At 67.1% G+C, this 25,188-nt stretch carries 25 protein-coding genes; 7 read left to right on the top strand and 18 right to left on the bottom strand.

Features of this window, described 5'->3' with window-relative positions:
• Positions 1 to 78: 78 nt before the first annotated feature.
• From ctaE to HD599_RS06505, 5 genes are all read left to right on the top strand, one after another.
• A complete protein-coding gene (gene ctaE / locus HD599_RS06525; RefSeq protein WP_184234935.1) occupies positions 79 to 708 on the top strand; it encodes an aa3-type cytochrome oxidase subunit III in 630 nt (209 codons plus the stop codon).
• Between the two features lie 20 nt (positions 709 to 728).
• Positions 729 to 1,538 (top strand): cytochrome bc1 complex diheme cytochrome c subunit, encoded by an 810-nt coding sequence (qcrC, locus tag HD599_RS06520; RefSeq protein WP_184240402.1) that lies wholly within the window; start codon positions 729 to 731, stop codon positions 1,536 to 1,538.
• A gap of 112 nt (positions 1,539 to 1,650) precedes the next feature.
• Complete coding sequence (gene qcrA / locus HD599_RS06515) at positions 1,651 to 2,727, top strand: cytochrome bc1 complex Rieske iron-sulfur subunit (RefSeq protein WP_184234933.1); 1,077 nt, start codon at positions 1,651 to 1,653, stop codon at positions 2,725 to 2,727.
• Positions 2,724 to 4,388, top strand: a complete 1,665-nt coding sequence (qcrB, locus tag HD599_RS06510) for a cytochrome bc1 complex cytochrome b subunit (protein ID WP_184234930.1) — start codon at positions 2,724 to 2,726, stop codon at positions 4,386 to 4,388. The genes qcrA and qcrB overlap by 4 nt, the downstream gene beginning before the upstream one ends.
• Positions 4,389 to 4,420: 32 nt before the next feature.
• Positions 4,421 to 5,215 (top strand): putative RNA methyltransferase, encoded by a 795-nt coding sequence (locus HD599_RS06505; protein ID WP_343061929.1) that lies wholly within the window; start codon positions 4,421 to 4,423, stop codon positions 5,213 to 5,215.
• Positions 5,216 to 5,245: 30 nt separating this feature from the next.
• Here the strand turns inward: HD599_RS06505 and HD599_RS06500 are convergent, their stop codons facing one another.
• The 6 genes from HD599_RS06500 to HD599_RS06475 all read right to left on the bottom strand — a co-directional run bounded on the left by HD599_RS06500 (position 5,246) and on the right by HD599_RS06475 (position 10,595).
• Positions 5,246 to 5,704 carry a GNAT family N-acetyltransferase gene (locus HD599_RS06500; protein WP_184234924.1) on the bottom strand — a complete coding sequence of 153 codons (459 nt, stop codon included), beginning with the start codon at positions 5,702 to 5,704 and terminating at the stop codon, positions 5,246 to 5,248.
• Positions 5,673 to 6,098 carry a cytochrome c oxidase subunit 4 gene (locus tag HD599_RS06495; RefSeq protein ID WP_184234921.1) on the bottom strand — a complete coding sequence of 142 codons (426 nt, stop codon included), beginning with the start codon at positions 6,096 to 6,098 and terminating at the stop codon, positions 5,673 to 5,675. Before HD599_RS06495 ends, HD599_RS06500 begins: the two co-directional genes overlap by 32 nt.
• 2 nt (positions 6,099 to 6,100) lie before the next feature.
• Entirely contained in the window at positions 6,101 to 7,819 is a 1,719-nt protein-coding gene (gene ctaD, locus HD599_RS06490; protein WP_184234918.1) for an aa3-type cytochrome oxidase subunit I, read from the bottom strand.
• A gap of 5 nt (positions 7,820 to 7,824) precedes the next feature.
• On the bottom strand, positions 7,825 to 8,694 hold the full coding sequence (ctaC, locus tag HD599_RS06485) for an aa3-type cytochrome oxidase subunit II (RefSeq protein WP_425489155.1): 870 nt from the start codon (positions 8,692 to 8,694) through the stop codon (positions 7,825 to 7,827).
• 106 nt (positions 8,695 to 8,800) lie between these two features.
• Positions 8,801 to 9,169, bottom strand: coding sequence for a HesB/IscA family protein (locus tag HD599_RS06480; protein ID WP_184234911.1), 369 nt, complete (start codon positions 9,167 to 9,169; stop codon positions 8,801 to 8,803).
• A gap of 10 nt (positions 9,170 to 9,179) precedes the next feature.
• Entirely contained in the window at positions 9,180 to 10,595 is a 1,416-nt protein-coding gene (locus HD599_RS06475) for a dipeptidase (protein WP_184234908.1), read from the bottom strand.
• 40 nt (positions 10,596 to 10,635) lie between these two features.
• On the opposite strand from HD599_RS06475, the gene HD599_RS06470 reads away from it, so the two are divergent.
• Entirely contained in the window at positions 10,636 to 11,220 is a 585-nt protein-coding gene (locus HD599_RS06470; RefSeq protein ID WP_343061927.1) for a DUF3043 domain-containing protein, read from the top strand.
• A gap of 58 nt (positions 11,221 to 11,278) precedes the next feature.
• Here the strand turns inward: HD599_RS06470 and HD599_RS06465 are convergent, their stop codons facing one another.
• The 3 genes from HD599_RS06465 to hisD are packed head-to-tail and all read right to left on the bottom strand — an operon-like array spanning position 11,279 to position 14,191.
• Complete coding sequence (locus HD599_RS06465; protein ID WP_184234902.1) at positions 11,279 to 12,307, bottom strand: quinone-dependent dihydroorotate dehydrogenase; 1,029 nt, start codon at positions 12,305 to 12,307, stop codon at positions 11,279 to 11,281.
• A gap of 51 nt (positions 12,308 to 12,358) precedes the next feature.
• Complete coding sequence (gene nrdR / locus HD599_RS06460) at positions 12,359 to 12,835, bottom strand: transcriptional regulator NrdR (protein WP_184234899.1); 477 nt, start codon at positions 12,833 to 12,835, stop codon at positions 12,359 to 12,361.
• Positions 12,836 to 12,883: 48 nt separating this feature from the next.
• Entirely contained in the window at positions 12,884 to 14,191 is a 1,308-nt protein-coding gene (gene hisD, locus HD599_RS06455; RefSeq protein WP_184234896.1) for a histidinol dehydrogenase, read from the bottom strand.
• A gap of 96 nt (positions 14,192 to 14,287) precedes the next feature.
• On the opposite strand from hisD, the gene HD599_RS06450 reads away from it, so the two are divergent.
• Complete coding sequence (locus HD599_RS06450; RefSeq protein WP_184234893.1) at positions 14,288 to 14,788, top strand: flavin reductase family protein; 501 nt, start codon at positions 14,288 to 14,290, stop codon at positions 14,786 to 14,788.
• 54 nt (positions 14,789 to 14,842) lie between these two features.
• Here HD599_RS06450 and dnaE read toward each other — a convergent pair whose 3' ends face one another.
• The 9 genes from dnaE to HD599_RS06405 form a co-directional block, all read right to left on the bottom strand.
• Positions 14,843 to 18,328: a DNA polymerase III subunit alpha gene (dnaE, locus tag HD599_RS06445; protein ID WP_246376114.1), complete on the bottom strand. Its 3,486-nt coding sequence runs from the start codon at positions 18,326 to 18,328 to the stop codon at positions 14,843 to 14,845.
• A gap of 96 nt (positions 18,329 to 18,424) precedes the next feature.
• A complete protein-coding gene (locus HD599_RS06440) occupies positions 18,425 to 19,345 on the bottom strand; it encodes an RluA family pseudouridine synthase (protein ID WP_184234887.1) in 921 nt (306 codons plus the stop codon).
• Complete coding sequence (gene lspA, locus HD599_RS06435; protein ID WP_246376113.1) at positions 19,345 to 19,914, bottom strand: signal peptidase II; 570 nt, start codon at positions 19,912 to 19,914, stop codon at positions 19,345 to 19,347. Before lspA ends, HD599_RS06440 begins: the two co-directional genes overlap by 1 nt.
• Entirely contained in the window at positions 19,898 to 20,773 is an 876-nt protein-coding gene (locus tag HD599_RS06430) for a DivIVA domain-containing protein (RefSeq protein ID WP_184234884.1), read from the bottom strand. Before HD599_RS06430 ends, lspA begins: the two co-directional genes overlap by 17 nt.
• Positions 20,774 to 20,894: 121 nt before the next feature.
• Positions 20,895 to 21,194, bottom strand: coding sequence for a YggT family protein (locus HD599_RS06425; RefSeq protein WP_184234882.1), 300 nt, complete (start codon positions 21,192 to 21,194; stop codon positions 20,895 to 20,897).
• 34 nt (positions 21,195 to 21,228) lie between these two features.
• Positions 21,229 to 21,717: a cell division protein SepF gene (locus HD599_RS06420; protein WP_184234879.1), complete on the bottom strand. Its 489-nt coding sequence runs from the start codon at positions 21,715 to 21,717 to the stop codon at positions 21,229 to 21,231.
• Positions 21,718 to 21,751: 34 nt separating this feature from the next.
• Positions 21,752 to 22,453, bottom strand: coding sequence for a YggS family pyridoxal phosphate-dependent enzyme (locus HD599_RS06415; RefSeq protein WP_184234876.1), 702 nt, complete (start codon positions 22,451 to 22,453; stop codon positions 21,752 to 21,754).
• Positions 22,454 to 23,611 carry a cell division protein FtsZ gene (ftsZ, locus tag HD599_RS06410; RefSeq protein ID WP_184234873.1) on the bottom strand — a complete coding sequence of 386 codons (1,158 nt, stop codon included), beginning with the start codon at positions 23,609 to 23,611 and terminating at the stop codon, positions 22,454 to 22,456.
• A gap of 206 nt (positions 23,612 to 23,817) precedes the next feature.
• A complete protein-coding gene (locus tag HD599_RS06405) occupies positions 23,818 to 24,822 on the bottom strand; it encodes an FtsQ-type POTRA domain-containing protein (protein WP_343061926.1) in 1,005 nt (334 codons plus the stop codon).
• Positions 24,823 to 25,188: the final 366 nt, after the last annotated feature.

Genomic DNA, 25,188 nt, shown 5'->3' with positions numbered 1-25,188 from the left:
ACAGGAATCTGGGCGACACTCGTGCGACAGACCGCTCGAAAGGGAAACGACGTCCCCGTTATCGGACATAATGGATGAGTGACTACGACCTCCATCAGCCCCTCCGTCGGCGCCCCCGTGGTCAACCGCCCGAACACCGTCGCGGTTGGCACCATCGTGTGGCTCGGAAGCGAAGTCATGTTCTTCGCCGGGCTCTTCGCCATTTACTTCACTCTCCGCTCGACGAGCCCCGGCCTCTGGGAATCGCAGGCGAACCTGCACAACATCTGGTTCTCCGGCATCAACACCACGATCCTCGTGCTGTCGTCGTTCGCGTGCCAGTTCGGCGTGTTCGCCGCTGAGCGCCTCCAGCCTCGCCGCACCAGCTGGAAGCCCACCGACTGGGGCATGGTCGAGTGGTTCTTCGTCACCTACGTCATGGGCGCCATCTTCGTCGTCGGCCAGGTCTTCGAATACGCCACGCTCGTGAGCGAGGGTCTGACCCTCAGCTCCGACTCGTACGGCTCGGCCTTCTACCTCGCCACCGGATTCCACGGCATCCACGTGATCGCCGGCCTCATCGCCTTCCTGTTCATCATCGGCCGCGCCTACGCGGTGAAGAACTTCGGCCACAAGGAAGCCACCAGCGCGATCGTCGTCTCCTACTACTGGCACTTCGTTGATGTCGTCTGGGTCGGCCTCTTCTGCATCATTTACATCCTCAAGTGAGAATCGGATCCCCCAGCACCATGGCGAAGAACTCCCCCCGCACCCCGACCGCGAAGCGTAAGACCGGACGCAGGCACCCGCTTGCAGCCGTCGCGCTGATCGCGATCGGTCTGGTCAGCACCGGTGGCGCGTACGCGCTCTTCACCTCGAGTGCGACCGCCGACACCACCGCCTCGCAGGAGCAGCTGATCGACGAGGGCGGCAAGCTCTTCGCCGCCAACTGCGCCACCTGCCACGGAATGTCCCTCCAGGGCACCAGCGAGGGCCCCACGCTCATCGGCGTCGGCGAAGCGGCCGTCCACTTCCAGGTCAGCACCGGCCGTATGCCCCTCGCGGCCAGCGGACCGCAGGCCGAAGAGAAGCCCGTCCAGTTCACCGACGAGCAGATCCAGGCGCTGTACACCTACGTCGGATCCAAGTCCCCCGGCCCCGGCCTCCCCTCGGAAGAGACGCTCGCCGGAGACGGCGACGCCGCACTCGGTGCCGAACTCTTCCGCATCAACTGCGCCATGTGCCACAACGTCGCCGGTGCCGGCGGCGCCCTGACGCAGGGCAAGTTCGCTCCCGCTCTCACCGGTGTCGAGTCGATCCACGTCTACGAGGCGATGGTCACCGGCCCGCAGAACATGCCCGTCTTCAACAACCAGAACCTCACGGTCGAAGACAAGGCCAACATCATCACGTACCTCCAGTTCCTGGACGACAACCCGTCGGTCGGCGGTTTCGACCTCGGCAACCTCGGCCCGGTCTCGGAGGGTCTCTTCATCTGGATCTTCGGCCTCGGCTCGATCGTGGCGATCACCGTCTGGTTGACGGCGAAGTCCAACTAACAACTCCACAGTTTTGCCCGGCACGGTCAGCGACCGACGCCACCAGCAGCACCTCGTTACATAACACCGGCGTCCCGCGCACAGGCGGTCCGCAACAGTTGAAGGGAAAACAATGGCAGACCATCACGGTGGCCAGTCCGGCAGCACAGATGCCGGCACCGCGGTCGAGGCAACCACGCCTCGAACGGTCTCGCCGGGTACGGCTGTCGTCCCGACAGACGACATTCCGAACCCCGGACACCAGCCGCACCGCCTTCGCGTCACCGACCTCGACCCGAAGAAGGACGCCCAGGCCGAGCGCCGCGTTTCCGGCCTCTTCTTCCTGTCGCTCATCGGCAGCGTGCTGGCGATCGTTTTCTACTTCCTGTTCCCGATCGTCCCCGGCGACCTGGCCTCGGTGCGTCTCAACACGCTGAGCCTCGGCGTCGCGATCGCACTCGGACTGCTGGGTATCGGTATCGGCGCCGTGCACTGGGCCAAGGCGCTCATGTCCGACGTCGAGATCACCGAGCTCCGCCACGACACCCGCGGCACCGACACCACGCGCGCCAAGGCCGTCGACGTGTTCACCCTCGGCAACAAGGAGTCCGGCTTCGGCCGCCGCACGATGCTGCGCAACACGCTCATCGGCGCCCTGGTCGTCTCCCCGCTGCCCGCCGTCGTGCTGTTCCGCGACCTCGCCCCGGCCGAAGAGCCGGGCGAGCTGCTGCGCCACACCATGTGGGAGAAGGGCAAGCGCCTGACGCGCGACCCCTCCGGCACGCCCATCAAGGCGTCGGATGTCACCTACGGATCCGCGTTCCACGTGATCCCCGAGGGACTCAACGACTCCGAGCACCGCCTCGAGGAGAAGGCCAAGGCATCCGTGCTGGTCATGCGCCTCCGCCCCGAAGACCTCAACGAGGTCGAAGACCGCAAGACCTGGTCCTACCAGGGCATCGTCGCCTACTCCAAGATCTGCACCCACGTCGGGTGCCCGGTCGCGCTCTACGAACAGCAGACGCACAACCTGCTGTGCCCCTGCCACCAGTCGCAGTTCGACGTGGCCAACCACGCGGAGGTCATCTTCGGACCGGCCAAGCGTGCACTTCCGCAACTACCTATCGCCATCGACGACGAGGGATACCTGATCGCTCAGAGCGACTTCCTCGAACCCGTCGGCCCGAGCTTCTGGGAGCGTGAGCTGTGAGTACAGCAACCGAAACCCCGACCACCACCACAGCGCCGGCGCCCACGTCGACCAGCTACGGCCCGTTCGCTTCCCCCACGCGAGGTGCCCGCTTCACGGGTGCGGCCGCGAACTACATCGACGAGCGCACCAGCATCTCCGGCCTCGTCAAAGAGGTCGGTCGCAAGATCTTCCCCGACCACTGGTCGTTTATGCTCGGCGAGGTCGCGCTCTACAGCTTCGTCGCGATCCTGCTCTCGGGAACGTTCCTGACGTTCTTCTTCCAGCCCTCCATGGTCGAGGTCCACTACGACGGCTCCTACGTGCCCCTCAAGGGCATCGAGATGTCCGCTGCCTACGCCTCGAGCCTCGACATCTCGTTCGACATCCGCGGCGGCCTGCTCATGCGCCAGGTGCACCACTGGGCAGCGCTGCTGTTCGTGGCGTCCATCGGTCTGCACATGCTCCGTATCTACTTCACCGGGGCATACCGCAAGCCGCGTGAGATCAACTGGATGATCGGCTTTGTGCTCTTCATTCTCGCGATGGCCGAGGGCTTCACCGGCTACTCGCTCCCCGACGACCTGCTCTCCGGCAACGGTCTGCGCATCATCGACGGAATGGTCAAGGCCGTCCCCGTCATCGGCGTCTGGATCTCCTACCTGCTGTTCGGCGGCGAGTTCCCCGGAACCGACGTGGTCAGCCGCTTCTACACGCTGCACATCCTCCTGCTCCCGGCGATCCTCGTCGCGGCTCTCGGTGTCCACCTCCTGCTGCTGGTCATCAACAAGCACACCCAGTTCGCGGGTCCCGGCAAGACCGAGGGCAATGTCGTCGGCGTTCCCGTGATGCCCGTCTTCGCGGCGAAGGCCGGTGGATTCTTCTTCATCGTCTTCGGTGTGATCATGCTGATCGCGGCGACGTTCACGATCAACCCGATCTGGAACTACGGCCCCTACGACCCGTCGCCGGTGTCCGCCGGTACCCAGCCCGACTGGTACATCGGCTTCGCCGACGGCGCCCTGCGACTTGTGCCCCCGGGACTCGAGTACGTCATCTTCGGCTACACGCTGTCGATGAACATCATGCTCCCGCTGCTCGTGCTGCCGATCTTCCTCGCTCTCGTGGCCTTCTACCCGTTCATCGAGGCGTGGATCACCGGCGACAAGCGCGAGCACCACATCCTCGACCGCCCGCGCAACACCCCCACCCGCACCGCGATCGGCGCCGCCGGCGTCACGTTCTACGCGGTGCTGTGGGCGGCGGCGAGCTCCGACCTCATCGCCACGCACTTCATGCTCAGCATCGAGGGCGTCATCCACGCCCTCCAGGCGCTGTTCTTCCTCGGCCCGATCATCGCGTACATCGTCACCAAGCGCATCTGCTTCGGCCTGCAGAAGAAGGACCGCGAGATCGCACTCCACGGCTTCGAGTCCGGCCGTATCGTGCGCCTCCCCGGTGGCGAGTACATCGAGGTCCACCAGCCGCTCAGCGACGCCGAGCGATGGAGACTGACCAGCTACACCGACTACGAGCCGCTCATGGTCCGCCCGAACAGCGACGGCAAGATCACGGTGGCCCAGCGTCTGCGTGCGGGCTTCTCGCGCTGGTTCTTCGAGGACCGCATCATCCCTGTCTCGAAGGCCGAGATCGAGGCGTCGCACCACGGAGACGACCACTAATCACCGTCTCACCACACGCACTGGCGACCTGGTTGCGGTGCCCGCTCTGCGAGAGAGATCTCGCGGAAACCGGGTCCGCATCCTGGTCGCTTTTGTGTTCCTCCGGCCACTCCTTCGACGCGAACAAGCGCGGCTACCTGAATCTGGTCGACCGCACCCGGGGCATCACCGGTGACACGAGGGAGATTCTCGAGGCCCGCGACGCCTTCCTGCGCGCCGGCCACTACTCCCCCGTCGCCGGGCTGATAACCGACATGCTTCCGGATGACGCGGGCCGGTCGATCCTCGATTCCGGCTGCGGCACGGGGTACTACCTGGCGCGCGTCCTAGAGGCACGGCCGGACTGGCAGCCGCTCGCCCTCGACGTCTCGGCAGACGCCGTCGCGATGACCGTACGGTCGACGGGGTCCGCCGGGGTCGTCAGCGACGTCTGGCGGCCGCTCCCGGTGCGCGACGCGCGTGCCGACGTCGTGCTCTGCGTCTTCGCGCCACGCAACCCCGACGAGTTCGCGCGCGTGCTCCGCACCGACGGGCGGCTCGTGGTCGTCACCCCCGCCGCCGACCACCTCGCGCAGCTGCGGGCCAGCGGACGTCTGATCGGCATACAGCCGGACAAGCTCGCCCATCTCGACGCGTCGCTCTCGGAACGGTTTGCGCTAGTGGAGCGGCGATCGCTCGGCTACGACGTGGAGCTCGGTGAGAGCGACATCCGGAATCTTGCCGGCATGGGTCCCAGCGGGCACCACGCGGCGCTGAACGACCTCGAGCACCCGGAGTCGGCGACCGTCACGGTCGCGGTCGACGTGTCCGTCTACAGCCCGGGCTGAGAGACCTGAGTCCGAGCCGAACGGCGCGCGTCAGTCGAAGGTGCGCTTGAGGAAGTCCGCTGTCGACAGGTAGCCGAGGCGCTCATAGAAGCCGGCGGAGCGGCGGCTGGCCACGGTGAGCTGGCGCACGCCGCGCGCGCGGCACTCGCGCTCGATGGACTCGACCAGCTGCGAGCCGATGCCGACGCCCTGGGCCGAACTCTCGACGACGAGTTCCTGCAGGTGCGCGGAACTGCCGTTCGTGTAGAGCAGACGGGTGATGGTGGTGAGCACGTAGCCGCGCACCACTCCCCCGAGTTCCGCGACCAGGATCAGCGCGTTGGCGTCTCCGGAGGCGAAGGCGTCGAACGTGAGGTCGAACGCCTCGCGGTCGGGCAGGTAGCTCTCGGCGAGCTCGTTGAGCAGGCCGAACACCGCGTCGGCATCATCCGCCCGCGCGGGGCGGATGATTGCCTGACTAGTGGGCGAAGTTGCCTCGGTAGTACTCATATACCCATCCCACCAGGCCGATCAGAACGAGAGCCGCTCCGACGAACGAAATCCAGACGCCGACCGCGAGGCCGAGGAACATGAGGGCGAGGGCTGCGGACAGCATGACCGGCCACCAGCTCCACGGGCTGAAGAATCCCTGCTCGGCGTCGCCGTCGTCGATGTTCGCGTCGAGGCGGTCCTCGGGGAGCTCTGCGCCCTGCGCCGAGTGCACCTTGCTGACGTAGAACGCGATGAACGCGGCGAGTATGCCGGCCAGACCGATGCCGATCGTGCCGACCCACTCGATGGTTCCGCCGTGCGTCTGGTCGACGAGCGACCAGATGATGTAGGCGATGTCTGCGACGAGGCAGTAGGCCGCGAGGATCCAGAACAGATTGATATTGGCCTTCATGGCTACTTCACCTTCTCGTCTGACAGATCGTAAACGGGAGCGTCAGGCGCGTCCTTGCCCGGACCGATACCGATCGGCACTTCTGCCTCGGGGTGGTTCAGGTCGAAGGCGGGGGCCTCCGAACGGATGCGCGGGATCGAGGTGAAGTTGTGACGGGGCGGCGGGCACGAGGTGGCCCACTCGAGCGACCGCGAGAAGCCCCACGGGTCGTTCACGGTGACCTTCGGCGCGGTACGCGCGGTCAGGTAGACGTTGTAGAAGAACGGCAGCATGGATGTCGCGAGGATCGCGGCTCCGATGGTGGAGAGCTGGTTCATCCAGGTCACGCCGTCTTCGGGCAGGTAGGTCGCGTACCGACGCGGCATGCCGAGCACACCGATCCAGTGCTGGATCAGGAACGTCGTGTGGAAGCCGATGAAGAGCAGCCAGAAGTGGATCTTGCCGAGACGCTCGTTGAGCATCTTGCCGGTCCACTTGGGCCACCAGAAGTAGAAGCCGCTGAACATGGCGAACACGACGGTACCGAAGACCACGTAGTGGAAGTGGGCCACGACGAAGTACGAGTCCGAGACGTGGAAGTCGAGCGGCGGCGACGCCAGGATGACGCCGGTGAGTCCACCGAAGGTGAACGTGATGAGGAAGCCGATCGCCCAGAGCATCGGGGTCTCGAACGTCACGGATCCGCGCCACATGGTGCCGATCCAGTTGAAGATCTTCACACCGGTCGGAACAGCGATGAGCATCGTCATCAACGAGAAGAACGGCAGCAGCACCGAGCCGGTCACGTACATGTGGTGGGCCCACACGGTGACGGACAGAGCGGCGATAGCGATCGTCGCGTAGATCAGCGTCTTGTAGCCGAAGATCGGCTTGCGGCTGAAGACCGGCAGCACTTCGGAGATGATTCCGAAGAACGGCAGGGCGATGATGTACACCTCGGGGTGGCCGAAGAACCAGAAGAGGTGCTGCCAGAGGATCACGCCGCCGTTGGCCGCGTCGTAGATGTGCGCGTCGAACACCCGGTCGGCGGCGAGGCCGAACATGGCGGCCGCGAGAACCGGGAAGGCCATCAGCACGAGGATCGAGGTCACGAGGATGTTCCACGTGAAGATCGGCATGCGGAACATCGTCATACCGGGGGCACGCATCGTGATGATCGTGGTGATGAAGTTCACACCGCCGAGGATCGTGCCGAAACCGCTCAGTGCGAGGCCGAAGACCCACAGATTACCGCCGATACCGGGCGAGAACGTGGTACTCGACAGGGGCGCGTAGGCGAACCAGCCGAAGGATGCCGCACCCTGGGGGGTGAGGAAGCCGGCGACGGCCATCAGCGATCCGAAGCTGTACAGCCAGTAGGCGAAGGCGTTGAGTCGCGGGAACGCCACGTCGGGCGCACCGATCTGCAGCGGCATCAGCACGTTGGCAAACCCGGCGAACAGCGGCGTCGCGAACATGAGCAGCATGATCGTGCCGTGCATCGTGAAGAGCTGGTTGTACTGCTCTTTGGTGTCGACGATGTTCAGACCGGGAGCGAAGAGCTGGGCGCGGATGATGAGCGCCATCACCCCGCCGATGCAGAAGTAGATGAACGAGCTGATCAGGTACATGTACCCGATCGTCTTGTGGTCAGTGGAGGTGATCCAGCTGACGAGCACGTTGCCGCGGCGCACCACTGCGGGTGTGCTGAGGCCGGGCCTGGTTGCAGTTGCTGTGCTCATCGCGATCAGCCTTCTTCGCTGTGGTCAACCGCGCCGGTGCCGGGCAGGTTGGTGTTGGTGTTGTATTCCTCGCCGAGACGGCCTTCGAAGCCGGCTGCGCGCTGGCCCTCGATGTAGGCGTCGTAGTCTTCCTGCGACACGACCTTCACCTGGAAGAGCATGAGCGAGTGGTACTCGCCGCAGAGCTCGGCGCACTTGCCCTGGTAGGTGCCGATTTTGGTCGGCGTGAAGTACATGTGGTTCGACTTGCCGGGGATCATGTCCTTCTTGTAGAGGAAGTCGATGATCCAGAACGAGTGGATGACGTCGCGCGACTCGATGTCGATCTGGACCTTCTGGTCGACCGGCAGGTAGAGGACGGGCAGGGCGTCGACGTCGACGCTGTCGGAGTCGTCGAGCTCGGTGGCCTGGACACCGGCGCTGTAGACGTTCTCGTCGATGTAGTTGAAGTCCCACGCCCAGCGCTTGCCGAAGACCTCGATGGTGACGTCGGGGTCGCCCGGGTCGGCCTCGATGGCGGCCTGGTCACGTGCGGTGAAGGCGAAGAAGCCCAGCACGAGGATGAGGGGGACGATCGTGTAGAAAATCTCGACCGGCAGGTTGTAGCGCATCTGCACGGGAAGTCCGGTCTGGCCCTTGCGGCGACGGTAGACGACCGCGGCCCAGATGACGAGGCCCCACGTGATGACACCGACCGCGAGCAGCACGATCCAGGAGGTGACCCACAGGCCCATGATGCGGCTGGTGTGGTTGGTCGTATCGGGATCGCCGGGCAACCAGCCCTGCAACTGGGCCTGCGTGCAGCCGGCGAGAACCACCGAGACTGCGACCGCAATGGGGATAATGGCCCATCGACTTAGGCGTTTGGAGCGCACCTGGAACCTCTCGGATGACACGGACTGGAACACATCGAGTCTATAACGACGAAGAGGCACCGACCTTCCGGTCAGTGCCTCTTGCGCGTCGTGTCTCGGTCCTTTTTTAGTGGAAAGAGTCTCCGCAGGCGCAGCTTCCCGCGGCATTCGGGTTGTCGATCGTGAATCCCTGCTTTTGAATCGTGTCTTCGAAATCGATCGACGCGCCGTCGAGATAGGGCACGCTCATCTTGTCGACGACGACCTCGACACCCTCGCCGAAGTCGACGGAGGCGTCACCGTCGAGGAAACGCTCGTCGAAGTAGAGCTGGTAGATGAGGCCGGAGCAACCGCCCGGCTGGACGGCGACGCGCAGGCGGAGGTCGTCGCGACCCTCCTGCGTCATGAGGCTGCGGACTTTCTGCGCTGCCGCATCCGAAAGTCCGACGCCGTGAGCGGCTGCGGGCGCAGCGGGAGTCAGGGTGGTGTCAGTCATGGTCGCGATTCTACGCGCGGTCGTTGAGTTTTGCGAACAAAACGGCCTCGGTGAGGATCGCCCGCTGGAAGACTCCCAGGTGTTGCGACTCGTTCGGGCTGTGCGCGCGGGTGTCGGGGTCTTCGACGCCGGTCACGAGGATCTGCGCCTCGGGGAACACGGTGACGAGGTCGGCGATGAACGGGATCGATCCGCCGATGCCGGTCTCGACGGCCGGGGTCCCCCACGCCTCGTGCATCGCCGCCTTCGCCTCCGTGGCGGCCCACCCGTCGGTGTCGACGAGGAACGGACTGCCGAGGTCGACGTTGTCGATCGCGATGTGCGCGCCGAACGGGGCGTGGGCGCGCAGGTGCGCCTCGAGCGCCGCGTAGGCGTCCGCCGCGTTCTGGCCGGGCGCGATGCGCGCGCTGAGCTTGACGGTGACCGTCGGGATGAGCGTATTCGACGCGTTGACCACGGTGGGCGCGTCGATTCCGGTGATGGTGATGGCCGGCTGCGCCCAGAGCCGGCTCAGCACCGTGCCGGTGCCGATCGGGAGGACGCCGGGCAGCAGCGCCGCTTCCTCGCGCAGCTGCTCCTCGGGGTAGTCGGGAGTCTCCGTCTCCCACGAGGTGAGGCCGTCGACCGCGACGGACCCGTTCTCGTCGTGCAGGGTGGCGAGCAGGGCGATCGTGGCGAGCATGGCGTCGGGCGCCGCTCCCCCGAACATGCCCGAGTGCGAGGCGTGCTCGAGGGTGGAAACCGTGAGCTTGAACGCCACGTTGCCGCGCAGGGCGACCGTGAGCGACGGGGTGGTGACGTTCCAGTTGTCCGAGTCGGCAACGATGATGACGTCGGCGGCGAGGGCCGCCTGGTTCTGGGTGAGGAAGTTGGAGAACGAGCGTGATCCGAATTCCTCCTCCCCCTCGATGAAGACGGCGAGTCCGAGGTCGAAGTCGGTGCCGACGGTCGCGGCGAAGGCGCGGATGGCGGCGACGTGGGACATGACGCCGGCCTTGTCGTCGGAGGCGCCGCGCCCGTACAGGCGGTCGCCGCGCACGGTGGGCTCGAAGGGCGCGGAGTCCCAGGAGGCCTCGTCGCCCTGGGGCTGCACGTCGTGGTGCGCGTAGAGGAGGACCGTCGGGCGGCCGTTGCGGGCCGCGCGGGTCGCGAGCACGGCGGGCTGGCCGAGGGTCTCGGTCGATCCGATGGGGGCACGCGCGATCTCGACCGACTCGAAGACGCCGACGCCGTCGAACAGGGCCTTCACGGCGTCGGCGCTGGCGGCCACGTGGGCGGGGTCGAAGCCGTCCCACGAGACGGACGGGATGCGCACCAGGCTGGAGAGATCGGCGATCGCCGCCGGCAGTCCCAGCTGCACGGTTTCGCGCAGAGCGTCGAGCGAAGGGTGGGAGTTGGCGGGGTTTGTCTGCTCGAAATCTGTCATGCAGGTAATCTTAAGGCGACCCCAAGCGCAAGGACTCATCGTGGCCAGGAACTCCAACAGCTCGACCGATAACGAAGTCGGTTACGAACTGAACCAAGACAGCATCTCCACCGGCAAGGGCCGTCCCACGCCCACCCGCCGCGAGAAGGAGGAGGCGCGCAAGCGTCCCCTCGTTTCCAACGACCGCGCGGAGGCGCGTCGCCAGTCGAAGGCCGCCCTCGCCACCGAGCGTGAGAAGCAGCGCATCGGTATGGCGAACGGCGTCGAGAAGTACATGCCCGTGCGTGACCGTGGCGTGCAGCGCCGCTACGTGCGCGACTACATCGACGCGCGCACCAGCATCGGCGAGTTCCTGATCCCGATCATGGTCGTCGTGCTGATCCTGACGGTCTTCCCCCAGCCCGAGGTGCAGGTCGGCGCGTTCGCCCTGCTCTGGCTCTTCTTCATCGCCGCGGTAATCGACACGGTGATCGTCGGATTCATCATCCGCAAGAAGCTCAAGGCGAAGTACGGCGAGGACAACGTCGAGACCGGCCTTCGCTGGTACGCCGCCATGCGCGCCCTGCAGCTGCGCCTGATGCGTCTGCCGAAGCCGCAGGTCAAGCGCCGCCAGTACCCGAGCTAGTCGGGACAACGACAAAGGGGATCGAGCCGACGGCTCGATCCCCTTTTGCGTCGGCTCGCTAGCCGCGCAGTGCGACCAGGCCGCGGTTGATCCGGCGGGCCCAGAGCGGACCGAGGTAGAGGAACCCCGTGTAGCCCTGCACGAGGGTCGCACCGGCGTCGAGCCGGGCCGCGACATCCGCCGCCGTCTCGACCCCGCCGACGGAGATCACGCAGAAGTCGGCCGGCACGAGCGAGCGGATGAGCACGAGCAGCTCGAGCGAGCGGGCGGCGAGGGGCGCTCCGGAGAGTCCCCCGGCGCCGGCCGCCTCGACGACCGCGGCGTCGGTTGCGAGCCCCTCGCGCGAAAGCGTCGTGTTGTTGGCGATGATGCCGGCGAGGCCGAGGCGCAGGGCGAGCTCGGTGATGCGGGCGACCTCCTCGTTGCTGAGATCGGGGGCGATCTTGACGAGCACGGGCGTGTCGCCGGCTCCGCCCTGCACGGCGGTCAGCAGCGGGGCGAGCTTGTCGAGCTCCTGCAGGCCGCGCAGGCCCGGCGTGTTCGGCGAGCTGACGTTGACCACGAGGTAGTCGGCGGCGGGTGCGAGCAGTCGCGCGCTCTCGAGGTAGTCGGAGATCGCGTCATCCACCTCGACCACACGGGACTTGCCGATGTTGACGCCGATGACGGGCCGGGACGGGCGACGGGCCTCGCGGGCTAGCCGGTCGCGGGCGGCGGCGGCTCCGTGGTTGTTGAACCCCATGCGGTTGACGACGGCGCGGTCCGGCACGAGGCGGAACAGTCGCGGCCGCGGGTTGCCCGGCTGCGGGCGCGCGGTGATCGTGCCGACCTCGACGTGGCCGAACCCGAGCTGGCCGAGACCGCGGATGGCGTTGCCGTCCTTGTCGAAGCCCGCGGCCACACCGAACGGCGAGTCGAACTCGAGACCGAGGGCGCTGACGGCGAGGCTCGGGTCGGGTCGGGTGAAGCGGCGCACGAGCGCACCGATGCCGAGCAGCGGCAACCGCTGGATCACGACGAACGCGAGGTGGTGCGCGCGTTCCGGGTCGATGCGGGTGAGGACCGTGGAGAAGAGGAGTTTGTACATGCTGGGGTCAACGCTACAGCGCGTGCCCATACGCACCTGTCCCCGCGGGTGTTATTCCGCGACGAGCGGTGCCGGCTTCGACTCGTGGCTCACGCGCAACAGCGTGATGGCGCTTTCAAAGTCCTCGAGCGAGTCGAAGCCCTGGTAGACGCTGGCGAAGCGCAGATAGGCGACCTCGTCGAGATCACGGAGGGGCGGCAGGATGGCGAGCCCGATGTCGTTGGCTTCGATCTGCGCCGCGCCGGTGGCGCGGATGGCCTCCTCGACCTTCTGCGCGAGGACGGCGAGGTCGGTGTCGGTGACCGGTCGGCCCTGGCACGCCTTGCGCACGCCGCTCACGATCTTCTCGCGGCTGAACGGCTCGACGACCCCGTTGCGCTTGATGACCATCAGGCTCGCGGTCTCTGTGGTGCTGAAGCGGCGCCCGCATTCGGGGCATTGGCGGCGTCGACGGATCGACATTCCGTCGTCGCTCGTGCGGGAGTCGACAACGCGGCTGTCGGGATGGCGGCAGAAGGGGCAGAACATAGTTCTTCGATCTTAAACCCCGTACCCCGAAAGGGTGGGATGTTGCGGCTACCGGGTGAACCGCGCCGTGATCGCGTCGCCGTGGGCCGGGAGGTCCTCCGCCGAACTGAGGGCCACGATGCGGGCCTCCACCTCCTGCAGGGCGCTTCTCGAGTACTTGACGATCTGCTGCGGGCGCAGGAACGTGTACGCGCCGAGGCCGGACGAGAAGTGCGACTGGCCGCCGGTGGGCAGCACGTGGTTGGAGCCGGCGAGGTAGTCGCCGAGGCTGACCGGCGAGTTCTCGCCGAGGAAGATCGCTCCCGCGCTGTCGATGAGGTCGAGCACGGCGCCCGGTTGCTCGGTCTGGATCTCGAGGTGTTCGGGACCGTAGGCATTGCTGAACGCCGCGGCGGCCCCCATGTCGGCGACCAGCACGATCGCGGACTGCTGGCCGTCGAGCGCCTCGATGACGCGCGCGGAGTGGTGCGTGCTGGCGGCGATGATCTCGAGCTCGGCGCGCACCCGGTCGCCGAACTCGGCGGAATCGGTGACGAGCAGGGCCGCCGCCATCTCGTCGTGCTCGGCCTGGCTGACGAGGTCGGCTGCCACGAGGCGTGCGTCGGCCGTGGCATCCGCGATCACGAGGATTTCGGTCGGACCGGCTTCGGAGTCGATGCCGGCGACGCCACGGACGAGACGCTTGGCCGCGGCCACGTAGATGTTGCCCGGGCCGGTGATGACCTGCACCGGGTCGAGGCCGAGCGACGGCACGCCGTAGGCGAACGCGCCGACCGCGCCGGCACCGCCCATGGCGTAGACCTCGTCGACGCCGAGCAGGCCGGCCGCGGCGAGGATCGTGGGGTGCACGGAGCCGTCGAACTGCTTCTGGGCCGGCGAGGCGAGAGCGATGGACGAGACGCCGGCGACCTGCGCGGGAACGACGTTCATAACGACGCTGGAGGGGTAGACGGCCTTGCCGCCGGGCACGTAGAGGCCGACGCGCTTCACCGGCTGCCAGCGCTGGATGACCTCGGCGCCGTCGCCGAGCTGCGTGACCTTGGCGAGCGGAAGCTGCGCCTCGGACGCGGTCGTGACGCGGCTGATCGCCTCTTCGAGCGAGGAACGCACGGCGGGGTCGAGGTCGCGCACCGCGGCGCCGATCTCCTCGGCGTGGATGCGCACCTGGGCGGGGCGGACGCCGTCGAGGCGCTCCGCCTGCTCGAGCAGAGCCTCTTCCCCGCGTTCGCGGACGGCGTCGATGAGCCCTCTCGCGATGTCGGTCGCGACCGAGAAGTCGGTCTTCGACCGGGGAATGAGGTCGGCGAGGTCGACACGGTTAGGCTGGATGTCCCGGAGGTCAATGATTTGAATCATGGCTTCACCATCGTAGTTGCGCGCCAGCGTGCGGATAGACCGCCCGATACCCGGCCGTCGGGAATGAGCATCCCTCTTCAGAGATTGAACCCGTTAATGACCGACGCATCCACCTCCCCCAGCGACCTCGAGGCCTTCAAGCAGACGTTCCGCCGGCACGCCGCCGGCGTCGCCGCGATCACCTCGGTCGCCCCCGACGGCTCCCCCGTCGGATTCACCGCCACGTCGCTGGCGAGCCTCGCGGCCGTGCCGCCGCTCGTCACGTTCAACATGGCCCGCATCGCGAGCGCGTGGCCGGCGATGACGGTGGGCAACTACGTCGCGATCCACACGCTCGGTCCGCGCTCGCGTCACCTCGCCGAGAAGCTCGCCGCCGACAACGCCGTGCGCTTCGTCGGCGACCACTGGCACGAGGGTCCGCACGGCGTGCCCGTGCTCAACGACGTCACCGCGTGGATGGTCGGCCGCATCATCGAGGTGCACCCCGTGCACAACAACGCGGTCGTCATCGTGCAGATCGAGGACGGCGCGCTCGGCGACGAAGACGAGGCGCTGCTGTACCACGAGCGCACCTACATGACGCCGCGGGCGCTGTAGAAATCCAGAGCCGGGCCGCGGCTGGGAGATGAGAATCTTCCCAGCCGCGACTATTCAGACCAGGCAGCCGGGCCCGAGCAGGCTCTTCAGCTCGCCGAAGAAGTCGCCGGTGGTCTGGACCGAGTACGGGAGCTCGTAGATGCGCCCGACGTCGCCCTTGGTGAGTCGAAGGCGCACCTCGCCCTCGCCTTTGTGTCGCACGAGCATCTCTTTGAGCGCGCGGATCGTGGGCGGCGTGGCCCGGGTGTCGGCGAGCGAGATCATGATCGATCCCGCGGTGCCGCCCTGGCCGAGTTCGGGCACCATCAGGCTCGAGCCGTGCAGGTTCATGCCGTCGTCGCGCATGCTCACCCGGCCGCGGATAACCACGACGGAGTCGTTGACCAGCTCGGGCGCGAACTCCTGGTACGCCTTGCCGAGGAACATCACGTCGATCTGCGCGCCGAAGTCCTCCACCGAGATGATGCCGTACTGGTTGCCCGAGTTCTTGGCGACGCGGTGCTGCACGCTCGTGATGAGGCCGGCCACGGTGACGTGTTCTCCGTCGCCTGCCACTTCGCCCGCGAGCAGGTCGGTGATCGTCGCGCTCGCGTGTTTGGCGAGCGCGACCTCGAGCCCGGCGAGCGGGTGGTCGGAGACGTAGAGGCCGAGCATCTCGCGTTCGAACGCGAGCTTGTCGCGCTTGGCCCACTCGGGCCGGTCGGGGACCTTGCTGGTCTCCTGCGGTTCGTCGAACAGGCTGTCGAAGTCGAAGCCGGCCTGCCCGGTGGCCTCCGTGCGCTTGACGTTGACCGAGCCGTCGACGGCGTCCTCGTGGATCTCGAGCAGCGCGCGCCGGGTCGAACCGAGCGAGTCGAACGCGCCGGCCTTGATGAGCGATTCGACCGTGCGCTTGTTGGTGACCTGCAGCGGCACCTTGGCGAGGAAGTCGTGGAACGACTCGAAACGCCCCTTGGCCTCGCGCGACGAGCGGATTCCCTCGACCACGTTGGCTCCGACGTTGCGCACCGCGCCGAGTCCGAAGCGGATGTCGCCGACGGTGCCGTCGGCGCTCGGAACGGCGGTGAAGTCGACGAACGACTCGTTCACGTCGGGCGCGAGCACCTTGATGCCCATGCGGCGGCACTCGTTGAGGTACATGCCGAGCTTGTCTTTGGAATCGCCGACGCTGGTGAGCAGCGCGGCCATGTACTCCGCGGGGAAGTTGGCCTTGAGGTAGGCGGTCCAGTAGCTGAGCACGCCGTAGCCGGCCGAGTGCGCCTTGTTGAAGGCGTAGTCGGCGAAGGGCATCAGGGTGTCCCAGAGCACCTTCACCGCGGCGGCGCTGTAGCCGTTGCCGATCATGCCGGCCTCGAAGTCGGCGAACTGCTTGTCCAGCTCGCTCTTCTTCTTCTTACCCATGGCGCGGCGCAGCACGTCGGCTTGACCGAGCGAGAACCCGGCGACCTTCTGCGCCACGAACATCACTTGCTCTTGGTAGACGATGAGGCCGTACGTGATGCCGAGGCTCTCGCGCAGCGGCTCTTCGAGCTCCGGGTGGATCGCCTCGATCGCCTGCAGACCGTTCTTACGCAGCGCGTAGTTGGTGTGCGAGTTCATGCCCATGGGGCCGGGGCGGTAGAGCGCGATGACGGCCGAGATGTCTTCGAAGCTGGTCGGCTTGAGCTGCTTGAGCAGGGCGCGCATGGGCCCGCCGTCGAGCTGGAACACACCCAGCGTGTCACCGCGGGCCAGCAGGTCGTAGGTCTTCTGGTCGGCGTCGAGGTCGAGGTCTTCGATCACGAGCTTGGAGCCCGTGTTCTTCTCGATCATCTTGAGCGCGTCTTCGATGATGGTCAGGTTGCGCAGACCGAGGAAGTCCATTTTGATCAGCCCGAGGTCTTCCAGCGGCGGCTGGTCGAACTGGGTGATGATGGCGCCGTCGTCTTCGCGCTTCATGATCGGAAGCACGTCGAGCAGCGGTTCGGCCGAGAGGATGACGCCGGCGGCGTGCACACCCCACTGGCGCTTCAGGTTCTCGATGCCGAGCGCCGTCTCGAAGACCTTGGCGGCCTCCATGTCGGTCTCGATGACCGCGCGGATGTCGCTCGCCTCTTTCCAGCGCGGCGCATCCTTGTTCATGATGTCGCCGAGGGCGATGTCCTTGCCCATGATGGCGGGCGGCATCGCCTTGGTCAGCTTCTCGCCGACCGAGTAGGGCATACCGAGCACGCGCGAGGAGTCCTTGAGCGCCTGCTTGGCCTTGATCGTCCCGTAGGTGACGATCTGCGCGACGCGGTCGTCGCCGTACTTGTCGGTGACGTAGCGGATCACTTCGCCGCGTCGCCGGTCGTCGAAGTCGACGTCGACGTCGGGCATGGAGACGCGGTCGGGGTTGAGGAAGCGCTCGAAGATGAGGCCGTGGGCCAGCGGGTCGAGCTCGGTGATGCCCATCGCGTACGACGCCATGGAACCGGCGGCGGAACCACGGCCGGGGCCGACGCGGATTCCTTGCTGCTTCGCCCAGGTGATGAAGTCGGCGACCACGAGGAAGTAGCCGGGGAAGCCCATCTGCTTGATGACGTCGACCTCGTACTTGGCTTGCGCGAGGTGCGCCTCGCTCGGCGCGTTGTGGAAGCGGCGCATCATGCCCGCCGCCACCTCCTTCTCGAACCAGCTGGCCTCGGTCTCGCCCTCCGGCACCGGGAAGCGCGGCATGAGGTCGCGGTGCTCGAAGTTGACCTCGCAGCGCTCGGCGATCAACAGCGTGTTGTCGCAGGCCTCGGGGTGGTCGCGGAACAGGTGGCGCATCTGCGCGGCCGACTTGAGGTAGAACTCGTCGGAGTCGAACTTGAAGCGGTTGGGGTCGTCGAGCGTCGACGCCGACTGCACGCAGAGCAGAGCCGCGTGCGCGGTCGAGTCGTGCGCGTGCGTGTAGTGCAGGTCGTTGGTGGCGACGAGCGGCAGGTCGAGTTCTTTCGCGAGGCGGAAGAGGTCTTCCATGGTGCGGCGTTCGATGTCGATGCCGTGGTCCATGACCTCGGCGAAGAAGTTGCCCTTGCCGAAGATGTCCTGAAAATCGGATGCCGCCTGCCGGGCCTCCTCGTACTGCCCGAGCCGCAGCCGGGTCTGCACTTCGCCACCGACGCAGCCGGTGGTCGCGATGATGCCCTTGCCGTACTGGCTGAGCAGCTCGCGGTCCATGCGGGGCTTGAAGTAGAAGCCCTCGATCGAGGCGAGCGACGACAGCCGGAACAGGTTGTGCATGCCCTCGTTGTTCTCGGAGAGCAGCGTCATGTGGGTGTACGAACCGGAACCACCGACGTCGTCCTGGTTCTGGTGCTGACCGCCCCAGCGCACACGAGTGCGGTCGCCGCGGGCCGTGCCCGGGGTGATGTACGCCTCGGTGCCGATGATCGGCTTCACGCCGTTGGCGGTCGCCTGCTTCCAGAAGTCGTAGGCGCCGAACATGTTGCCGTGGTCGGTCATGGCGATCGCGGGCATACCCTCGGCCGCCGCCGCTTTCATCAGCGGACCGACGCGCGCCGCTCCGTCGAGCATCGAGTACTCGCTGTGGACGTGCAGGTGAACGAATGAATCGTTACTGGGCAAAACAACTCCGACTAAGAAAGAACGAACGACCGGAAGAAGTTAAGACTAAGCCTCACGGAGGACATTGAGGGCGTGCTGCAGGTCATCCGGATACCGGCTCTCGAACCGCACGCGGTCACCCGTGCCGGGGTGCGTGAATTCGAGCTTCATGGCGTGCAGCCACTGCCGGGCGAGTCCCAGGCGGGCAGAGATGGACGGGTCGGCCCCGTACATGGCGTCGCCGACACAGGGATGCCGCTGCGCAGCCATGTGCACCCGGATCTGGTGCGTGCGGCCCGTTTCGAGGTTGATCTCGAGCAGGGACGCGCTGGGGAACGCCTCGAGCGTCTCGTAGTGCGTGACCGAGGGTTTGCCGTCGGCGGTGACCGCGAACTTCCACGAGCTGCCGGGGTGGCGGCCGATGGGGGCGTCGATGGTTCCCGCGAGAGGGTCGGGGTGGCCCTGCACGACGGCGTGGTAGATCTTCGAGACCTCGCGGTCGTGGAACTGGCGCTTGAGCTCGGTGTAGGCGCGCTCCGACTTGGCGACGACCATCAGGCCGCTCGTGCCGGCGTCGAGGCGGTGCACGATTCCGGCGCGTTCGGCGGCCCCGGAGGTCGACACCCGGATGCCGCCGCCCGCGAGGGCGCCGAGCACGGTGGGTCCTGTCCACCCCACGGAGGGGTGCGCGGCGACGCCGACGGGCTTGTCGACGACCACGAAGTCGTCGTCGTCGTAGACGATCCCGAGGTCGCTCACCACGACGGGCACGACCACAGGGGCGTGCTTGTTCTCCCACGAGACCTCGAGCCAGGAGTCGGCGGTCAGGCGGTCGGACTTGCCGAGGACGACGCCGTCGGCGGTCACTCCCCCGGCCTCGGCGACCTCGGCCGCGAACGTGCGGGAGAAGCCGAGGAGCTTGGCGAGGGCCGAGTCGACCCGGACGCCTTCGAGACCGTCGGGGACGGGCAGGCTGCGGTTCTCCATCAGGAGATGTCCTGAGCCGCGGCATCCGCGGTTCTGCTGGTTTCTCGACTGCCGGCGAGGCCGACGCCCTTGATGGTCAACACGATGAAAATTCCCATACTGACGACGATGGCCATGTCGGCGACGTTGAAGATCGCCGGAAACCAATAGATCTGGATGAAGTCGATGACGTGGCCGACGCCGAAGCCCGGTTCGCGGAAGAGACGGTCGAACAGGTTGCCCAGGTTACCCCCGAGCAGCAGGCCGAACAGCACGGCCCAGGCGATGGAGCGGATGCGTCGGGCGAAGACGACGATGAAGACGGCGACGGCGGTGGCGATGATCGCGAAGATCCACGTGGTGCCGCTGAACAGCGAGAACGCCGCACCCGGGTTGCGCACGAAGGTGAACTGCAGCAGCTCGCCGATGACGGCGACCGGCTGGCGTTCGGTCAGGTTCTCGACGACGAGATACTTCGCCACCTGGTCGATCGCGAACACGCACACGGCAACGACGGCCAGTACGACGAGGGCCAGAATCCTGACCTTCGGCGCACTGGCCGTCGCGGCAGTGCTAGTTGTTTCCGCCAAAGCCCGTGTAGTTGGCGCCCGCTGCGGGCTGCGCGGCGGACTGGGCGGCGTACGGCGACGCTGGGGGCGTCGACGTGGGAGCCTCGGTGGAACCGATGACGTTGTTCGAGTCGAGCTCGCGCAACTGGCCCTCGATGTAGCTCTTCAGCTTGAGGCGGTACTCGCGCTCGAAGTTGCGGAGCTCTTCGACGCGGTTCTCGAGCTGCTGGCGCTCGGCCTCGAGCTGCTGGCGCTCCGCCTCGATGGTGGAGAGCTTGGCGCGCTGGGCGGCCTCCGCCTCCTGAGCTGCTGCCTGCTGGGCCGCTGCTGCTTCCTGAGCGGCGGCCTGCTGGGCGGCGGTGGCTTCCTGCACGAGGCGGGTCGCCTGCTCCTGGCCTTCGGCGATCAGAGCGTCACGCTTCTCGACACCCTCACGGACGTGCTCCTCGTGCAGGCGGCGGGCCAGCTGCAGGAGGTTGTTCGTGTTGTTGGGGTCGACGGCGGGGTCGGTGACCGGCGCGGGAGCCGCATAGGCCGTGGGCGCCGCGTACTGCGGTGCCGGAGCGACGAACGGCTCGGGCGCTGCGACGGGCTCGGGCGCTGCCTGCTCCTGGACGGGCTCGGCCTGCTCCTGCGCGGATTCGGCCGGGGCAGAGAAGCTCGGCGCGGAGCCGTTCTGGCCGGCGCTGCGCTGCAGCTCGTTGATGCGCGAGTCGCTCGCGATCAGACGCTGGCGGAGCTCTTCGTTCTCCTGGTTCAGGCGACGCAGCTCGACGACAACTTCGTCGAGGAAGTCGTCGACTTCGTCCTGGTCGTAGCCTTCGCGAAATTTGGTCGGTTGGAACCGCTTGTTGACTACGTCTTCAGGAGTCAAAGCCATATCCGTCACCTCTAACACTTTCTTGAACTGGATGTAGCGCTGAGTTAACGCCACTGATACTGCGTCGATGGAACTGTGGATCGCTCCGGATCAATCAGTCCAGAGTACAACGGTGAAGCCGTTACCTGAATCCCGAGACGATCGCGCCGAGAATAATCGCCGCGATGAGTACGATGCTCCAGGAAAAATCGATGACGATCCCTCCCGCGCGCAGGGGCGGGACTACCCGGCGTACAGCCTTCACCGGAGGATCGGTGATCGTGTAGACGAGTTCCGCGACGATCAGCAGCGGGCCACGGGGCCGCCATTCACGGGCGAGCATCGCCACCAGGTCGAGCACGAACCGCGCCCACATGATGAGGACGAACAGGTTCAGGGCGATCGCTAGGATCGTGGCGACGATCGAGACACCGGTATTCATGCGTGGAACACCGCTGTCGCGGCTGGAGCGGGGATCACTGCTGCGAGAAGAAGGATGCTTCGACGTCCGTCTCGGCTTCGGCGTGGTCGCCGCTCACGATGACGTGCGCGGGCGAGAGCAGGAAGACCTTGCCGGTCACGCGCTCGATCTTGCCGTAGAGGCCCTGCGACAGGCCGCTCGCGAAGTCGACCAGACGACGGGCATCGGGTTCGCTCATCTGCGAGAGGTTGATGATGACGGGGATGCCCTCGCGGAAGTTCTCGGCGATGACCTGCGCGTCCTTGTAGTGCTGCGGGTGCACCGTGAGAATTTCGTTCATTTCAGCTGGTCCTGCCTGGCGTGCTGCCGTGGGACGGCGCAGCGGGGTTACCGGGGCGCGCGTCGCGGCAGGCGCGGTGTTGGTGGCGTTCTGGGGCGTGGTGGCGACGGGCGCCACCGGGGCACTCGGCTGCGCTGCTTCGTAGTCGTATTCTTCGTCAGCGAGGCCAAGGTAAACCATGGTCTTGCGCAGTGGGTTGGCCATTGTGATCCTCCGGTGTATAGCTCGTGCTGCAAGATTAACCGGCGACCGGGCGGTTTCCCGTGATTGCCGTGCCTATTCGCAGGTGTGTCGCGCCTTCCAGGACCGCCTCGCGGTAGTCGCCGGACATGCCCATCGACAGGCCCGTGGCACCCGGCGCGAGAGCCGTGAGCCGCTCGCCGAGGGCGCGCACCCCCGCGAAGGCCCGACGCGGGTCGGCGTCGATCGGCGCGACCGCCATCAGGCCGCGAAGCCGGATGCGGTCGGTGGCCAGCACCGATTCCGCGAACGTCTCGAGGTCGGCCGGGTTCACGCCGCCGCGTGCGGGATCGTCGGTCAGGTTGAGCTGGATGAACGCGTCGATCGTGGTGACGCCGGACGCGGCATCCACGGGGCTCTGCAGGGCCGAGCCGAGCGCCGTCACGAGCGACGGCCGGTCGAGAGAGTGGATGGCGGTGGCGAAACGGAGCACGCTGCGGGTCTTTTTGCTCTGCAGCTGCCCGATGAAGTGCCAGCGCAGACCCAGGTCGGCGAGCTCGGCCGCCTTCTCCACCGCTTCCTGCTGGCGGTTCTCGCCGACGTCCACGACACCCAGGGCGGCGAGTTCGCGGACGAGGCTCGCCGGATGGAATTTGGTCACGACGATGGTCGTGACGTCGCCGTCGGCGCGACCCGCCTCGCGCACCGCGTCGGCCACGGAGGACCGGACGAGCGCGAGGCGGTCGGCGAGGGGTTCCACCTACTTCAGGAAGTCGGGGATGTCGAGGTCGTTGTTCTCGTCGTCGTCGAACGTGCGGTCGACGGGAGCCGAGGGGATGCTCTCGGGTTCCGGCGTCCACGCGGCCGGCTCGGCCTTGGGCTCGGCGGGGCGCTCGGCCGGAGCGGCCGAGGTGCCGGCCTCCGCGGCGACGAAGTTGGTGCGCTTGGCGTCGAGTGCCTTCGGCACCGGCTCTCCCCCGTCGAATCCGGCCGCGATGACCGTGACGCGCACCTCGTCGCCGAGGGTGTCGTCGATCACCGCACCGAAGATGATGTTGGCCTCGGGGTGCACGGCCTCCTGGATCAGGCGTGCGGCGTCGTTGATCTCGAAGATACCGAGGTTGGACCCACCCTGGATCGAGATGAGCACACCGTGCGCACCGTCGATGCTCGCCTCCAGCAGCGGGCTCGCGACGGCGAGTTCGGCTGCCTTGATCGAGCGGTCGGCGCCGCGGGCGGAACCGATGCCCATGAGCGCGGAACCCGCACCCTGCATGACCGACTTGACGTCGGCGAAGTCGAGGTTGATCAGACCCGGGGTCGTGATGAGGTCGGTGATGCCCTGGACGCCGGCGAGGAGCACCTGGTCGGCGGTCGCGAAGGCCTCGAGCATGCTGATGCCGCGGTCGCTGATCTCGAGCAGGCGGTCGTTCGGGACGACGATGAGGGTGTCGACCTCGTTCTTGAGGCTGGAGACACCGATCTCGGCCTGCGACGAGCGGCGCTTGCCCTCGAAGCCGAAGGGCTTCGTGACGACACCGATGGTGAGCGCGCCGATCGACTTGGCGATGCGGGCGACCACGGGAGCGCCACCGGTACCGGTACCGCCGCCCTCGCCCGCGGTGACGAAGACCATGTCGGCGCCCGCGAGGGCTTCCTCGATCTCTTCGGCGTGGTCCTCGGCGGCGCGACGGCCGACCTCGGGGTCCGCACCGGCGCCGAGACCGCGGGTGAGCTCGCGTCCGACGTCGAGCTTGACGTCGGCGTCGCTCATGAGCAGCGCCTGGGCGTCGGTGTTGATGGCGATGAATTCGACGCCGCGCAGACCGAGTTCGATCATGCGGTTGACGGCGTTGACGCCGCCGCCGCCTATGCCGACGACTTTGATGACGGCTAGGTAGTTTTGGTTTGAAGTCACGTCCGGCCTCCGCTGGAGAATGTGGGGCTGAAACTCTCAACCTCTACTTGAGGTCTAAAGTTATACTCAGTTTATATTTACTGCTCTGAGGGTAGGTCGGGCCCTCCCCCGCGTCGGGCAGGTTTTCCAGCGTGTCGGAAAGTCGGCGGCGAAAGAGTGTCAGTTGCCTCGTCTCCACGCACCCACCGCGACCCGACGGCCGTGGATCAGCGGGGTGTGACGACGACGCTGCCGGGCGCGGAGACGTCGAACTCGACGAGGGCGTCGGGCTCCTGCTGCGCGACGATGCCGGCGAGGACGCTCGCCTTGTAGTCGGAGCGGTCGGAACTGCCCCACACCACCGTCTGTCCGACGCCGCGCAGCGAAAACGTCACGTTGTCCTTCGTCGTCGCCGAGATGGTGTCGACCTGGGCGAGCAGCTCGGCAGGCAGGCTCAGCAGCACTTCGACGACCGAACGGTAGGCGACGCTGTCCGCGTCCTCCGTGCCGACGTCGATGAGCGGCACACCCTCCGGACGCGTCTCGCTCGTCTGCACCACGATCCCGGCCGGATCGAGCAGCTCGAACTCGGCACCGTTGACGACGGCACCGACCGGCGCACGCTCGACCAGATGGATGACGAGCGTGTTCGGCGGCACCAGCTCGGTGACGTAGCTGCGGATGAGCGGGAACTTCGCGAGCTGATCGGTGATCGTGCCGTAGTCGATGAGGGCGAGCGAGGTGCCGAGCTGGGATTCGACCGCTTCCTGCACCTCGGCGGCGCTCACCCGGGAGGCACCGTCGACCTGCACGGTACGGAGTGCCAGCAGCGGCGAGAACACGGCGACCGCGAGGAGGGCACCGAGCACGACGAACACGCCGCCGACCGAGAGCCAGACCGTCCGGCGCGAGCGCGATCGCCGGGTGAAGCGTTTGACCTCGTCTTTTTCGAAGCGTTTGCGCGCGCGGGCGGCGCGGGCGAGCTCACGACGTGCGGATCGCTCGGTCTGGGCGGCGGCGGGGACCCGGCGGCCCGGCGCGGGCGTGCCCTGCGCAGGTCTGCCCTGTGCGGGCGTGCCCTGTGCGGGCGTGCCCTGTGCCGGCGTCGCGGTCGGCGGAACGACGGGCCCGGACGGCGCCGTGGTACGGGTCGCGCCGGGAGCGTCCGTGGATCGACGCCCGAAGAGGCGGCGCTTCTCTGTCGTTTCCGGTTCCGGTTCCGGCGTGGTCACGGGCGATCCGGGGCGTTTCATCGACGACGCGGAGGCCGGGCGCGCTGACTGCGCTACGGACGGGGCGTTCGCGGTGGGCGGGCTCGCCGACGGAGACGACGGAGACGACGGTGCCGAAGGTGACGGGGACGGCGTCGCGGCAGAGGCGGGCGCGACAGCAGTGCGCGGGCCGGCGGACGACGGCAGAACGGGGCGGCGCGGCGCCGACGGACCGCCGGCGTTCGGCGACGCCGGCCGGCGCGGCGGCGAGGACGGTACGGCAGGGCTGGACGGCGTCGCGGGACGCGTCGACTCCGGCGCCGGTTCCGGACGCCCGGCGGCACCCCCGGGCGCGACCGGACGGGTCGGCGGGCGCACCGGCCGCGT

This window comes from Conyzicola lurida, from assembly GCF_014204935.1.
Taxonomy (GTDB): Bacteria; Actinomycetota; Actinomycetes; order Actinomycetales; family Microbacteriaceae; genus Conyzicola; species Conyzicola lurida.
Note: the sequence above shows the minus strand (reverse complement) of the source record. Positions and strands in the feature narration are given on the sequence as shown.

What these genes read in the sequence shown, in the direction of transcription:
- qcrC (WP_184240402.1), top strand. Translation starts at nt 729, where the DNA reads ATGGCGAAGAACTCCCCCCGCACCCCGACCGCGAAGCGTAAGACCGGA.
- qcrA (WP_184234933.1), top strand. Translation starts at nt 1,651, where the DNA reads ATGGCAGACCATCACGGTGGCCAGTCCGGCAGCACAGATGCCGGCACC.
- HD599_RS06500 (WP_184234924.1), bottom strand. Translation starts at nt 5,704, where the DNA reads ATGAGTACTACCGAGGCAACTTCGCCCACTAGTCAGGCAATCATCCGC.
- HD599_RS06495 (WP_184234921.1), bottom strand. Translation starts at nt 6,098, where the DNA reads ATGAAGGCCAATATCAATCTGTTCTGGATCCTCGCGGCCTACTGCCTC.
- ctaD (WP_184234918.1), bottom strand. Translation starts at nt 7,819, where the DNA reads ATGAGCACAGCAACTGCAACCAGGCCCGGCCTCAGCACACCCGCAGTG.
- HD599_RS06480 (WP_184234911.1), bottom strand. Translation starts at nt 9,169, where the DNA reads ATGACTGACACCACCCTGACTCCCGCTGCGCCCGCAGCCGCTCACGGC.
- HD599_RS06475 (WP_184234908.1), bottom strand. Translation starts at nt 10,595, where the DNA reads ATGACAGATTTCGAGCAGACAAACCCCGCCAACTCCCACCCTTCGCTC.
- HD599_RS06465 (WP_184234902.1), bottom strand. Translation starts at nt 12,307, where the DNA reads ATGTACAAACTCCTCTTCTCCACGGTCCTCACCCGCATCGACCCGGAA.
- nrdR (WP_184234899.1), bottom strand. Translation starts at nt 12,835, where the DNA reads ATGTTCTGCCCCTTCTGCCGCCATCCCGACAGCCGCGTTGTCGACTCC.
- hisD (WP_184234896.1), bottom strand. Translation starts at nt 14,191, where the DNA reads ATGATTCAAATCATTGACCTCCGGGACATCCAGCCTAACCGTGTCGAC.
- HD599_RS06450 (WP_184234893.1), top strand. Translation starts at nt 14,288, where the DNA reads ATGACCGACGCATCCACCTCCCCCAGCGACCTCGAGGCCTTCAAGCAG.
- dnaE (WP_246376114.1), bottom strand. Translation starts at nt 18,328, where the DNA reads ATGCTCGACGGAGCGGCGCGCGTCGGTCCGCTGATGAAAGCGGCGGCG.
- HD599_RS06440 (WP_184234887.1), bottom strand. Translation starts at nt 19,345, where the DNA reads ATGGAGAACCGCAGCCTGCCCGTCCCCGACGGTCTCGAAGGCGTCCGG.
- HD599_RS06430 (WP_184234884.1), bottom strand. Translation starts at nt 20,773, where the DNA reads ATGGCTTTGACTCCTGAAGACGTAGTCAACAAGCGGTTCCAACCGACC.
- HD599_RS06425 (WP_184234882.1), bottom strand. Translation starts at nt 21,194, where the DNA reads ATGAATACCGGTGTCTCGATCGTCGCCACGATCCTAGCGATCGCCCTG.
- HD599_RS06420 (WP_184234879.1), bottom strand. Translation starts at nt 21,717, where the DNA reads ATGGCCAACCCACTGCGCAAGACCATGGTTTACCTTGGCCTCGCTGAC.